Source organism: Halobacillus yeomjeoni (genome assembly GCF_020171525.1).
Lineage (GTDB): Bacteria > Bacillota > Bacilli > Bacillales > Halobacillaceae > Halobacillus > Halobacillus yeomjeoni.
Genome location: NZ_JAIVAI010000002.1, coordinates 163,149 through 176,114 on the forward strand (window position 1 = coordinate 163,149; position 12,966 = coordinate 176,114).

General features: G+C 43.9%; 9 protein-coding genes. 2 read left to right on the forward strand and 7 right to left on the reverse strand.

Translation table 11 applies throughout. From position 1 onward, the window contains the following. Nucleotides 1-5: 5 nt before the first annotated feature. The gene (locus tag LCL89_RS09015; protein WP_197317904.1) at nt 6-1,496 is read right to left on the reverse strand and encodes a Na+/H+ antiporter NhaC family protein; all 1,491 of its coding nucleotides are present in this window, start codon (nt 1,494-1,496) and stop codon (nt 6-8) included. Nucleotides 1,497-1,693: 197 nt separating this feature from the next. Next, nucleotides 1,694-2,566, reverse strand: coding sequence for an SMP-30/gluconolactonase/LRE family protein (locus LCL89_RS09020; protein WP_224809806.1), 873 nt, complete (start codon nt 2,564-2,566; stop codon nt 1,694-1,696). Between the two features lie 322 nt (nt 2,567-2,888). On the opposite strand from LCL89_RS09020, the gene ppc reads away from it, so the two are divergent. Further along, nucleotides 2,889-5,648 (forward strand): phosphoenolpyruvate carboxylase, encoded by a 2,760-nt coding sequence (gene ppc / locus LCL89_RS09025; RefSeq protein ID WP_224809807.1) that lies wholly within the window; start codon nt 2,889-2,891, stop codon nt 5,646-5,648. A gap of 614 nt (nt 5,649-6,262) precedes the next feature. Here the strand turns inward: ppc and LCL89_RS09030 are convergent. The 4 genes from LCL89_RS09030 to LCL89_RS09045 all read right to left on the reverse strand — a co-directional run bounded on the left by LCL89_RS09030 (nt 6,263) and on the right by LCL89_RS09045 (nt 10,623). Continuing rightward, nucleotides 6,263-7,639, reverse strand: coding sequence for a Glu/Leu/Phe/Val family dehydrogenase (locus LCL89_RS09030; RefSeq protein WP_224809808.1), 1,377 nt, complete (start codon nt 7,637-7,639; stop codon nt 6,263-6,265). 139 nt (nt 7,640-7,778) lie between these two features. Further along, nucleotides 7,779-8,558: an enoyl-ACP reductase FabI gene (gene fabI, locus LCL89_RS09035; protein WP_224809809.1), complete on the reverse strand. Its 780-nt coding sequence runs from the start codon at nt 8,556-8,558 to the stop codon at nt 7,779-7,781. A 114-nt stretch (nt 8,559-8,672) separates the two neighbouring features. Beyond that, entirely contained in the window at nt 8,673-9,740 is a 1,068-nt protein-coding gene (locus LCL89_RS09040) for a C45 family autoproteolytic acyltransferase/hydolase (RefSeq protein WP_224809810.1), read from the reverse strand. Nucleotides 9,741-9,969: 229 nt separating this feature from the next. Then, nucleotides 9,970-10,623, reverse strand: a complete 654-nt coding sequence (locus LCL89_RS09045) for a VC0807 family protein (protein ID WP_224809811.1) — start codon at nt 10,621-10,623, stop codon at nt 9,970-9,972. Nucleotides 10,624-10,890: 267 nt separating this feature from the next. On the opposite strand from LCL89_RS09045, the gene LCL89_RS09050 reads away from it, so the two are divergent. Further along, a complete protein-coding gene (locus tag LCL89_RS09050; protein ID WP_224809812.1) occupies nt 10,891-11,949 on the forward strand; it encodes an NAD(P)/FAD-dependent oxidoreductase in 1,059 nt (352 codons plus the stop codon). Between the two features lie 42 nt (nt 11,950-11,991). On the opposite strand, the gene LCL89_RS09055 is transcribed toward LCL89_RS09050, so the two are convergent. Continuing rightward, nucleotides 11,992-12,936: an ATP-grasp domain-containing protein gene (locus tag LCL89_RS09055; RefSeq protein ID WP_224809813.1), complete on the reverse strand. Its 945-nt coding sequence runs from the start codon at nt 12,934-12,936 to the stop codon at nt 11,992-11,994. Between the last annotated feature and the right edge of the window lie 30 nt (nt 12,937-12,966).

Here is a 12,966-nt window from a genome sequence, read left to right on the forward strand (position 1 = left end):
TTCGTTTACGATTGACGCTGATAATCTTCAGGTTTAATTTCTTCTCCATTTTTACCAGAGTAACGAAGGCCCCAGCCAGTCATTGCTGCAATAAACATGACAATCAAAAGACCCCAGCCTTGGAAAACGAATGGGAAGACTTCTGCCGGCCCGACAACAGGGAGAAAATCGAACTCTTCTGCTGCACCTTGAATCGTCGTCCATGCAAGCAGGACACCACCACTCCAAGGGAAAATATACCCTAAGGATGAGGTAACCGTATCAAGGAAATTCGCTCTTCTATAAGGATGGATATTCATCTCTTTACCAAGCTTACGAACGAATGGTGCAGCTGCAATTTCCGCTGCTGTATTGATTGTGATGAACACATTCAAAAAAGCGATGATTCCGTACATGGAAAGCTCTGCACGACGTGTAACGCCTTTGATAATTCTTAAGAAGAAGTTCTTAATGACATCCATTGTACCTGCCACTTCCAATAAGTGAGCAGCCGCCAGAATGAATAGAATGAGAATAGCCATATTGAAGTAGCCGCCAATACCACTCATCAAGGCACCTTCAATGACTGCGTCCCCAGCATCATTCTCATAAATGTGTAAGACTTTGGTCAGTGGAGTATCCATAATTCCGATCATGATGATCGAAACGACAATTCCCCACGTCAAAGATGTCAACAAATGCTGTCCGCTAAGAGCTAAATATAAAACCAAAGCGAAAGGTATCAGCATTATTAATCCGTTAGGGGCGACTTGACTTTGAAGCTGAGTGACAACTTCCCGGCTTCCTTCATCTCCGCCGCCGCCAAGGATTACAAATAAAATAAGTGCTGGAATGGCAGCTGCGATAGAATATTTGAACCTTGAACGTACAACTCCAGGTACATCTGCTTCCTGAGTTGTAGCAGAAACAATGGTCGTGTCGGATACTGGTGCAAGGTTATCCCCAAATACAGCACCACTCAAGATTGCAGCAAGTAAGATAACAGGATCTGCACCTAAGATGACCCCGGCAGGATACATAAGAACACCGAAAGTCGCCACGGTACCGTACCCAGTACCTACCGCAGTTGCGAATAAAGCAGCAAGTAAGAAAGTAATTCCTACAAATGCGCCTCCTTCCAAACCTGTCTGGAAACCGAACCAGATCAACCCATCAACCAGACCTCCGGCTGACAGAAGTTTGGCGAACATACCTGCCCAGAACCAGGCAATGATAGCCACAACCCCGACTGGCTGGGCCATTCCTGCAAACAGACTCTGCGCATAATCCGCCCATTTTGATTTTGTTAAGAATAATCCTATAGCTATTCCGATTACCATACCTATAACAAGACCTTGCTCAGTTACAAGCCCCGTAACACTCAATGTGATTGCCCATATGATAAAGAATACTAAAGGAATCGTGGCAGTAAAAACTCCACCTCTGAACTCTAGTCGTTTAATATCTCTTTCTCCGACTGCATCATCAATGACTTCATTATTTTCTTGATCAGCCACTTTACTCCCTCCTTTTTCTTTCCTATAAGAGTTTATCATGAACATGCTAACACTGAAAGCGCTATCAAAAAAAGCATTAATTTATTAGCGCACTAAAGTAAATTCGTGGAAATTTGATAGGTTTTTTTATGGTATTTATCTTCATTTTAGAATTACCTACATATAAAAAAGCATCCCTTATATGGAATGCTTTTTTCTCAACCTTTAAATGGATAAGAAAGACTACCTTTTACTTTTGTTTTCACTTTGAATAACCCACCCGCATGAGGATACTTTTCCAAGTCTTCATTAGAGGTCCCCACTCTTGCTGTGGTAATGAACAGTTCGTCCCGGTGCTTTCCTCCAAATACACAGGAAGTCACGTTGACTGCCGGAACATGTATCTCTTCGATTTTTTCACCATTCATTGGATCCCATCTTGAAACTTTGGCCCCTCCCCAGTGAGCGATCCAGAGCATTCCTTCTTCATCGATCGTCATTCCATCAGGAATCCCTTCTTCTTTATTGAAAGACAGAATCACTTCAGGATCCGTAATTTCACCTGTTTCGATGTTATAAGAATAGCGGACGACTTGCTGGGTCGGCGTATCGATAAAGTACATGGAAGAAAAGTCATTGGACCAGGCTAATCCATTCGATGTCCTGACACCACTCACTTTCTCCTCTACATTTAAATACGTATCCAAACAATATAAGGCGCCGTTCGGTTCAATTCCATCTTCATCAGTCGTTCCAGCCCAAAACCTTCCGGCCGGATCGCACTTCCCGTCGTTAAAACGATTATTCGGTAAATGCTCCTCTGGATCATCAATCGGATCAAGGTGCTCAGAAATCCAATTGTAAAAATAAAACCCATTTTCCAATGCCAGGACGACTTCTCCTTCTTCCCTCGGGACAATCGTCCCTGGTGATTGATCTAACTCTACGGTATGGTTCTCATGCTTCATTGGATCGTAACGATGAATTTTCTTTCCTTGGATATCCACCCAATAGAGGAGTTCTTTTTCAGCATCCCAGCTTGGCGATTCGCCTAATCTTGATTTTGAATTGATCACTAATTTCACAGTCATATTTTTCACTCCTTATTCAATGGGGGTTGTCTTTCATGCTAACATTTTTTTCCTTATAATCCTTGAATACCACATGATTGTAATCAAAATTTTAAAAAAATTTACAAGTCATAAAATAAGGCGTTCTTCATTTTCGAGTTAGCGCTTACATGCATTATTATGAATATGTTTTTCATTTTTTCCCGTTTAGGATAAGAGGTTAAACTCTATCCTGATAATTTTTCTTATTATTTGACTAAAAGAACTATTCTGATAACATTATGAAAACATAAGGCAAAATTCATATTTATTCATAACAGCAACTGAACAGGAAGGTGTATTTATGAAAACGAAAAGCCAAACGAATGATTTAACAACCCCGTTACGAAGAGATATCAATGCATTAGGAAACATGTTGGGGGATATTCTCGTCCACCATGGCGGTGAAGAATTATTGAATAAAGTAGAAACGATCCGTCAATGGACCAAAGATTTGCGAAGCAACCCGAATGTATCCACATATAATCAGCTTAAAAAAGAAATTCAGTCTTTGAAACCTCCGATGCGCGCTCAAGTCATCCGCGCGTTTTCAATCTATTTCCACCTCGTCAACATCGCTGAACAAAACCACCGCATACGCAGGCGCCGGGAGTACCAGTTGAGAGAAGACCACGATGTGCAGCCTTTCTCTCTGGAAAGTGCGGTCTTGAACTTGAAGAAAAATGACTTTTCAAAAGAGGTCATCCAAGATGTGTTGAACCGGTTGTCCCTTGAATTGATCATCACTGCTCACCCGACCGAAGCGACTAGGCGGACGGTTCTTGAAACACAGAAAAGGATTGCGACCATTCTAAAAGAATTGGATCAGCCGAATTTGACTGTCCGTGAAAAAGAAAGCCTGCAAGACAGTCTCCAAAATGAAGTGACTGTCCTATGGCAGACAGAAGAACTGCGGAACCGTAAACCTACCGTCATGGATGAAGTCCGGAACGGTCTTTATTACTTTGATGAAACCTTATTTGATGTTCTGCCTGAAGTCCATCAGGAACTCGAGGCAAGGCTTGAGGAACATTATCCTGGTGAGGATTGGTCCGTGCCGAACTTCTTACGCTTCGGTTCATGGATTGGTGGAGATCGTGATGGCAACCCGAATGTTACCCCGGAAATCACGTGGGAAACCCTTGGCAAACAACGCAGCCTTGTTTTGGAGAAATATGAGGAAGTACTGGTGGAATTGATGAAGCGATTCAGCCATTCTACTTCTCAAGTGACCGTGACAGACGAATTGATGAAGTCTGTTGAAAGTGAAGAAGGGCTCATCCCGGAAGATAAAAGATGGCGGGCAGAGCGCGAAATCTACCGTCGTAAGTTCGCGATCATCCTGGAACGACTCCGCCAAATCGGAAAATCAGACTTCGCATACGGATACTCCGATGAGCTGCTCCGTGATTTGTATCAGATCAAGGAAAGTGCTGAAAGTCACCAGCCTAACAAACGTGAATTGAAGAAACTTAGTAAGTTGATCCGCCAGGTGGAATTGTTCGGTTTCCACTTAGCTACATTGGATATCCGGAACCATAGCGGCGAACATGAATCAGCCGTAGCTGAATTACTGAATAAAGTAAGGATTACCGACGATTACTCAGCTCTAAGCGAACAAGAGAAATTAGACGTCCTCCAAGACGTATTGAGCGATCCACGTCCCGTTTCATTATTGAATGAGGACTATTCCGAATCCACCAGAAAGATGCTGGACGTCTTCCAGATGATCCGCAAAGCTCATGTAGAGTTCGGGAAACGTTCCATTGAAGTTTACTTGATCAGCATGACTGAATCTGCAAGTGACCTGCTGGAAGTATTGGTGCTGGCCAAAGAAGCCAGTATTTACCGCCTTCATTCCGATGGAACAGTGAAAAGCGACCTCAACATCGCTCCGTTATTGGAAACTGTTGATGACTTGGTGGCAGGACCTGAGATTCTGAAGACATTATTTGATATGCCGGTTTATGCCAAGCATTTGAACCACCACAACAACCACCAGGAAATCATGCTCGGTTATTCTGATGGAAGTAAAGATGGGGGAACGTTGACGGCGAACTGGCGCTTATACAAGGCCCAGCAGGAAATCCACGACATGGCGAATGAGTACAACGTAGGTTTGAAATTCTTCCATGGCCGCGGTGGATCTCTCGGCCGCGGAGGCGGTACATTGAACCGAAGTCTATTGTCCCAGCCAGTGGAAACATTAGGTGACGGGGTGAAAATTACAGAACAAGGCGAAGTACTGTCCTCCCGCTACTTACTTCGTGACATCGCTTATCGTAGTCTTGAACAGGGCGCATCCACCATACTTGAAGGGGCTGCGAATGTTTCGAAGGAATCTGAACAGTCCTATCACAGGGAACAATCCTGGGAAGACGCAATGGAAGAAATCTCAGGCGTCGCTTTGAAAAAATATCAATCCCTCGTGTTCGAAGACCCTGATTTCTTGACGTATTTCAATGAAGCTACTCCACTTCAAGAATTAGGAGAATTGAACATCGGCTCTCGTCCGATGAAGAGGAAAGATAGTTCCAAGTTTGAAAACCTTCGTGCTATTCCGTGGGTATTCGCTTGGTCTCAGAGCCGTCAGTTGATTCCAGCATGGTATGCAGCTGGTTCAGGCCTGTCCAGCTACGTTGATAAAGGGGAAGACAATCTGAAGCTGCTTCAACACATGTACGAGAACTGGCCATTCTTCCGCTCCACTATCAACAACCTGCAAATGGCTCTGACGAAAGCGGACATTCCAACCGCCAAGGAGTATACGACGCTGGTTAATGATAAACAGCTGGGTGAGCGAATCTCTAAAAACATATTTGATGAGTATGAACGAACGAAAGACGTTCTACTCAAGATTTCCGGTGATGATGAACTATTGGATCACCAACCGACAATCAAAGAATCCGTACGTTTACGTAACCCTTATGTAGATCCATTGAACTTCTTACAAGTGGAGCTCATTAAAGAGCTTCGTCAGAGTGAAGACAAGAATGAAGATATTCTCACAGAAGTGTTATTGACCATCAGCGGAATTGCAGCTGGTCTTCGTAACACCGGTTGATTCATTCATGAGCTGTCAGCTTAGGCTGACAGCTCTCTTTTTTACGACTCTTATCCAAGACTTTAAAACGAAGAGGTCCGTTGCCGTAAAAGTAAAGGGTGGGAGTGGAAACGGCTCGCTTTCCTGCGGGGGACCTGGCAAGCTTCCTCGGGCTTACGCCCTGTGGGATCTCGCCCAGCCCCTTCTCCCGCGGGAGTCTCGCCGTTTCCACTCCCACCCAACAGAATGGTTAAGAACGGACCTTAACAAAAATGCAGTTTGATTATCAGTGACATTCTTTTAAATAGAATCAACAAAAGCCGCTGCTGAAGTGATCTGCAGCGGCTTTTGTTTTTTGCTCTGTTAAAGTTGGTTGTTACCATTTGCATAAACGCAAACCATTTTTTTCAGATAAAATGGAGAAGTGTGAATTACCATTGGAGTTTAAGTTTATTGGTTGCCTTACCAGTAGTTATAATACTGATGACAATATACACTAAAACGAAGCAAGATGATTAGAGCAGCTTGCTTCGCTAACGGCTATTAATAGTAAATAAAATAAACAGAACTTCCAAGAAAATGGAAGTTCTGTTTGTTTATGAGTATCAAAATTAATCTTTAACAGATTCTTGTTTTTAATAGAGTTTTCCTTGGCGATACATGATCGTTGATAGTTTCATGACGGAATGGATATAGCAATTTTGGCGGAGAGGGAATGGATCTCCGAAGAATTGTGGAAGAATCGTATCCATCGTGCCCCGCATCTTATCGAATAAGCGTTTATACACTTCTTCCTCAGTCATGAACTGGGTATCGCGGCCTTGTACCCATTCATAGTAGGAAACGATGACCCCTCCTGCGTTGGCCAGGATATCAGGAACAATCAAGACGCCTTTATCAGCCAGGTAGCGGTCGGCCTCTTCTGTAATCGGTCCGTTGGCTCCTTCGATGATCAATTTAGCTTGGATATCTTCCATATTCTCTTTATGGATCTGGTCTTCCAATGCAGCCAATAAGAGCACATCTACATCAAGTGCGAGCAGGTCATCCCGCTCCTTGACCTCTGCTTTGATATCATATTCGTCCAGTTCTTCCTGGTTGGTAGGAAGGTCTCCGTCATGCTCTTTCGTAAATTTGACAAGGCCAGGAATATCCAGACCGTCCTCATGATAAAGCATGACATTATGATCGCTTACAGCGACGATTTTATTTTGAAGGTGGCTGCACTGGTAAGCTTCTAATGCGGCTACGGAACCAAGGTTACCGAACCCCTGCACAGCCATCGTAAGTTTTCTATCTGCATGCTCAAGAGCGGTTTTCGCAAAGATGTTATCTGTTTCTTTGAGAGCCTTTTCATTTTCATTCAAGTAATTGTGCATCATATATCGGAATGTGAAATAAACCCCTTTACCCGTCGCTTCTCTTCGCCCAAGTGATCCGCCATTTACGATACTCTTACCTGTGAAACTGTTGCGGTAGATCTTCCCTGGATGCGTATTTTTATATTCACCCATCATCCAGTCCATTTCACGCTCACCAGTACCTACATCAGGAGCAGGGATATCTTTATCCGGCCCTAAGATATCATTGAAATACTGGACGTATTTCTTACAGATCAGATTCAATTCTTTGATGCTGTATTCTTTAGGGTTGATGATGACTCCGCCTTTTCCTCCACCGAAAGGAAGTTCGTGAAGAGCGTTTTTCAATGTCATCAGCTTCGCAAGGTTGGACACTTCTTCTTCATTCACGGTCTCGTGGAATCGAATACCACCTTTATAAGGCCCTAAGGTATCACTATGCTGTACACGGAAAGCAGGGATTCTCACAATCGTCCCATTCTCTAAGGTGACCCTTAAAAAGGACTTATGTATGTGGTTGGGAGTCGAAAGTAAAGCGCAGAGAGATTTGTAGGCCTGTTCACGTGTTTGAGCTTGCAGGTTCGGTAAGAAAGACTCGTCTTCCATTACAGCTTTCAAGGATTCTTCGATAATGTGTTGTTGTTTTTGCATTGTACGGTTTCCTCCATTCCCGGTATATATTACTGAGACTATTTTCCTTATCTAACTTTACCTTTCCCTCTTCGCTCTATATCAAACGTGTTCAAAAAAATAAAAGCCACTCTCCCATTGAGGGAGAATGGCTTCATAATTAACCGAGGATGTTATACCCGGAATCGACGTATACAATTTCACCTGTGACACCGCGGGACAAGTGGCTCATCATTGCGAGCGTCATGTCTCCCACTTCTTCTTTCGTTACATTTTTCCTTAACGGGGACGTTTCTTCAATCTTTTGAAGGATTTCATTGAAGGAAGGCACGCCTTTCGCAGCAAGTGTGCGCACAGCTCCTGCAGAGATGGCATTGACGCGGATGTCGTCTTTACCAAGATCATTTGCAAGATAACGGACCGAGGCTTCAAGAGATGCTTTAGCTACTCCCATTACGTTGTAACCTGCAACGACCCGCTCTGCCCCAAGGTAGCTCATCGCGATCAAGGAACCGCCTTCTTTCATTAATGGACGGCTCGCTTTTGCTACAGCGATAAGAGAATATGCACTTGTATCCTGTGCAAATGCGAATCCATCTCTTGACGTATCGACGAATTCACCTTTCAGGTCTTCAGCATTGGCAAAAGCGACCGAATGAACGACGCCGTGGATGCAGTCGACTTCTTCCCCGATTTTTTCAAAAGCTTCTTGAATGCTTTCATCACTGTTCACATCACAAGCAAGAACCATTTTCGCTTCGATCCCGTGATCATTCAGCAGCTTTTCAATTTTCTTGTATGAACGTTCTTTCCTGTATGTAAAAATCAGGTTTGCACCAGCCTGATGCAGGGATTGGGCTACGCCCCAAGCCAAACTTCGGTTGTTGGCCACTCCCATGACGACAATATTCTTATCTTTCATTTTCAGTAAATCTTCCATAATTGTGCCTCCAATGAACGTATAATTTATTACCAGGTCTTAATCGGATTATATCATAACATGCAAGAAAGTAGTCCAGCTACCTCCCCTTATCTTTAACCATAGTCCCCTGAATTATTTCTTTCCTGTCCAGTATGCTCCATCTTCCATATGAGCGAATGGCAGCTCAGTATCGACTTTACCATAGATCCTCTCGTCACTGATCTCTTCACCTTCCAGCCATTTAGGAAAATCGAATTTGACAGGATCCTTATCTCCACCAAGCGTAAACCAGGCCTTTTTTTGTTTCGGCAGGTACCCTGAAGTGTGAATCGTTCCTGCCCAGTTGCTGTAAAGTTTTGAAAAAACCCCTTTTTCCGTATCGTTCATCAAACGGAAAGCATCTTCAGCTGTCTTAATCGTATGCCTGTTGGTTTGAATAGCATCCATCCGCTTCATGGAATCGACTAAATGATTTCGGTTCTCTTTTGTCAAAATTTCAAAGTGATTCGTACATACATCCGACTCCCTGACCTCCACCCCTCTGGGCGAAGCTTCTACTACATACGTTTGATTACTGGAATCAAAGACTGTATAACTGAATGAATGTCGATGCGGAATTTCTTTAAGCATGTCCACAGCCTCATCGACATTGGCACAGGACTCGAGAATAAGACGTCCGATCATACAACAGATGAAGCCGATCCCCGGGCGCTTGCGGTGCATGAAGTTGTACCCCATCACCAATCCTTTTTCATTCATTCCGTCCATCCGTCCGGTAATGCGCTGCGTCGGTCCGATGATGGCGTACCCTTGGTCAGTAGGTTGATAAAGCGAATACCTGCCTTCGTATGTTTTTGGCATATAATCATAATTCCGAATGAGGTATCCGTCGCCCGTCATGATGGAGCAGCCAGATTTCTTGTAATCAATCCGGTATCCCCCGAACTCCATCAGCACCCGTTCCATCGGCCACTCCAAAGCGTCACGCAGTCCGATCAGCTCATCCCAAACCCCGGGTGCGAAGCGTGTGATGGCCTCCTTCACCTCTTGTTCCTCTACCGTGAACCTCGGCTTCCTCGTTTTCCATTGTTTTTCTCTGTTTTTCACAGTCCAAGAATTCTTCAATTCCGTGCCCTGCCAATACCCAAAATCATAGTGGGAACCGCGGAACTGCAGAATGTCGCTATAGATGTGTTTCATGAGGCATCTCCTTTGATTTCCAACGTTTCGTTCACTTTACCATTTTTCTGTTTTTTCTTTAAGGGTTCGTTAAAGTCTGTTGTTGATATATTAAAATTAAATGATTCTTACAAGGCCACTCGTTAGGATTGTGGTTTCAGTCCGTTTTTTAATCAGAGCGGGGGAGGGAAGGGAAAACAGTCCGCTTTCCGCGGGGAACGCTGAGTCTCCTCGAACCTTTTTAAAGAAATTACTTTTCAGCCTTCATCTCTTCCTTTACTTCATCAACCAGCTCCGGCGTTTCTTTGATGATTTTACCTACGTAGAAAAAACCACCCATGATAAGGAAGGCAATTCCCCAGTTCAGCACTTGCCGGAGGATGATTCCTTTATCAAAAGCTTCCACACCATATTCAATGATCAACCACACCTTGATACTTGCCAGGAGCACATCCTGCACAGCGAAAGCAACGGCAATCCAGTTGAAAATAGATAGAAGCTTTTTCTTATAGAATAACCGTTTAGTGAACGGACGATTATATCCTTGAAGTTCTGTGAAATCCAAAGCGAAGTATAGGGATATCGGCTTCTTAATTAAAATGCTCATCAAGAATATCCCTGCCAATACATATGCAAAAATGACACTGTTCCACAATAACTGTAATGCAGACCCAGCCAAAACATCGAGCAGGGTCCCGATGACTAGTGTAGATAAGATATAAATTCCGAACACGTTGACCTTTTTCAACGCCATGAAGCGATACACAGTGTAAATGATTCCCGGTACGGAGGATAAAAGCATTGCATAATAATCGCCAATCGGTTCACGTGTAAGGTGCCAAACCGCAAGCGGAAATATGACATAGCAAACCAAATCCAGCATAATGAATTTCTGATCCTTCACCTTCATCTCTCCTTCGGAAACCTTCTTTATTTATATACGACGTGACTTGCCTGCCGTTTCAGGAAATTTTCACTTTTGACATCATTCGATTTAGGGAATGCTGAACATATGAGAAAATTGTCTTTTCGTGATAAGAAATGCTCACTTGTTATAGTTTTCCGATCGGTTTTTTGGTAGGCTTAAAGTTGTAAGAAAACAGAAAGCGTTTTCGATAAACGACTTATATTACAGCAATTAGAACGGAATTAGAAAAGGGTGGTGACAAGAATGAAAGAAGTGGTCATACTCGGAGGCGGCTACGGTGGAATCAATATTTTACACGGCCTTCTCGATGATCTGCCGAAGGACGTACATATCACTGTCGTCGACCGAAACCCCTATCATTCTTTGAAAACGGAATTTTATACGATTGCAGCTGGCACAGAATCGGACAAGCACGCACGTGTACAATTCCCTGAGCATGATCAAGTGGACTATGTATTCGAAGAAATTGAAAAAATCGATACAGAAAATGAAAAAGTGGTCATCCGAGGCCTCACCGAAGATATCGCCTACGATTATCTGATCATCGGCCTTGGTTGTGAGGATAATTACCACGGCATTGATGGTGCCAAAGAATTCACAGAAAGTGTCCAAACGTTCAGTAAGGCCCGTAAGGCAGGGCTTGCAATCAACAATTTGGGAGCTTACGGAAAAGTGACGGTCGTCGGTGCAGGATTGAGCGGCATCGAAGTGGCATCTGAGGTCCGTGAAAGCCGGCCTGATTTGAATATCCGGCTGCTCGATCGCGGGGAAACCGTACTGAAGGCATTCGATTCGAAGATCCAAAACTACGTCGAAAACTGGTTCAAAGAAAATGATGTCGAAGTCATTCATGGGGCCAACGTCGACTATGTCGAAAAAGATGGTGTGTGCAACAACGGCATTTGTTTCCTCAATGATGTCACGGTTTGGACGGCTGGTGTCCGACCGAATTATTTAGTCAGAGAGCTGCCGTTTGAAAAAGATAATCAGGAAAAAATCATCATCAACGACTTCTATCAAGTCCCATCCCAACAGAATGTCTATATCGTCGGTGACTGTGCCGCCTCTGAACATTCACCGAGTGCCCAGCTAGCCGGCCAGCAGGGTGAAAAAATTGCTGAAGTACTGCTCGCTGTCTTGAACGACCGCGTACCTGAGCGTCCAAGTGAAGTGAAACTCAAAGGAGCTCTAGGGTCTCTCGGAAAGAACGATGGTTTCGGCAACATGCTGCAAAAACCTATGACAGGTGTTCTTCCACGTCTAGCCAAATCAGGCGTTCTATGGCTGAGCAAGCGACATTGATAAAACAACATGAAAAAGTGCCACCAAGCAGGTGGCACTTTTTTATGCTTGAATTTTTTCCAGGTGACTGCCAAGATACTTCGCAAGCTCCAGCATGCCATATATGTCCGCTTCCGTCTCCGCATCCGAATTATAATTCGTGTTCGTGTTTACATCGTATGCGTATACATTGCCATCTTCATCCTGAATCGCTTCAATCCCTGCCACCTGAATATCATTTTCTTCCAAAAATCTTTCATATTGGTCAATGAAAGGTGGATGATAATCTTGAAGAATTTCAAACTTGGCTTTCGATTTCTGCTGTTCTCCATCTGTCGGACAAAACATGTCTTCAATGGAACAAGCATCTGCAGGGCATAATTCAAACCCTTCTGAAGTGTCCACTTTCACTCCGTACAAAAACTTGCCGCCGACAAATTCGTGGCGAATGATATAAGGCTCCGGCGATTTGATGTACTGTTGGATTAGAGTGATTCCATCTACAGGTTCCTCAAATCCGTCCCCTTCCACATATCCTTTCAAAGCTTCGATAGAGTGGAACAACTGGACTCCCTGGCCTTTTCCTGCTCTGTTATGTTTCGTAATGAACGAATCCATCTCCAATTCCTGAGCGGCTTCTACAATACGGTTCTTTCCTACCGCTGCAATTGTTTTCGGTGTATCAATTCCAGCTTGATTCAACGCCATATACTGATTGACTTTGCTTACTTCAAGGCGCAATGCTCTGCTTCCGTTGATGACGGTCCTTCCGTGTCGTTCAAGCCAGGCCAGCACCGCTTCCGTAAATTCAGGGGCATAACGGTGGTCTCTCGTATGGGAGGATGCGCTGATTCGATTGTAAAAAACTCCTTCTGGTGGAGTGCTTGTCAGATCAAGCTTCCCTTCATCCAAATGCCACAGTTCATATGGGAGTTCCAACTCTTCCAATCTGTCTTTCAAATGATCGGTCCATTCATTATTTTCATGAAGTACATAAATTCTGCTCATCTATTCTGACTCCTTCATTAGGTGGATAGC